Origin of the sequence: Aureimonas ureilytica, from assembly GCF_001475935.1 — a bacterium.
GTDB lineage: Bacteria > Pseudomonadota > Alphaproteobacteria > Rhizobiales > Rhizobiaceae > Aureimonas > Aureimonas ureilytica_A.
This window is the reverse complement of the sequence record NZ_LDQA01000122.1, coordinates 1-520: the sequence shown is the minus strand read 5'-3', so window position 1 is coordinate 520 and position 520 is coordinate 1. Positions and strand designations below refer to the sequence as shown.

Annotated in this window: 1 protein-coding gene and 1 pseudogene; one reads left to right on the top strand and one right to left on the bottom strand. The window is 65.4% G+C overall.

Features of this window, described 5'->3' with window-relative positions; translation table 11 throughout:
- Positions 1 to 287, top strand: a pseudogene (locus tag NS365_RS22920) (FAD binding domain-containing protein); the annotation flags it as partial.
- A 71-nt stretch (positions 288 to 358) separates the two neighbouring features.
- Here the strand turns inward: NS365_RS22920 and NS365_RS25170 are convergent.
- Positions 359 to 454: a BA14K family protein gene (locus NS365_RS25170; protein WP_244498542.1), complete on the bottom strand. Its 96-nt coding sequence runs from the start codon at positions 452 to 454 to the stop codon at positions 359 to 361.
- Between the last annotated feature and the right edge of the window lie 66 nt (positions 455 to 520).

Below are 520 nucleotides of genomic sequence, written 5' to 3'. Positions count from 1 at the left end.
CGGCCTACGAGAAGTTCCGCAACCCGGCCTCGCGCTATGCCATGTGCGGCGTCTATGTCGCCAAGCGCGGCGGCGATGTTCGCGTCGCGGTGACCGGCGCGGGCTCCAACGGGGCCTTCCGCTGGCACGAAGCGGAAGCGGCCCTGTCGGCCCGTTTCGAGCCGGAAGCGCTGGATGGCTTGAGCATGCCGGAGGGCGACATGATCGGCGATCTGCACGGCTCGTCGGAATACCGTGCGGCGCTGGTGCCCGTCGTCACCAAGCGGGCGGTGCGTAAGGCGCGCTGAAGCCGTCGAGCGAGGGACATAATAAAAAGCGCCCGGTGATGAGCCGGGCGCTTTGAGCATGAGGGATGCGGCTACCAGATGTTGCAGCGATGGCGGTATCCGTCATTGCCGATATAGGTGTCGGTGCGCGCGTCGTAGGAGCGATATCGATCGAAGCAGGCATCCACATGGGCCTGGCGCGTATTGGTGCCGTAATCGTCGTAATAGCGGGCCTGGCGTGGGCCGCGATACAC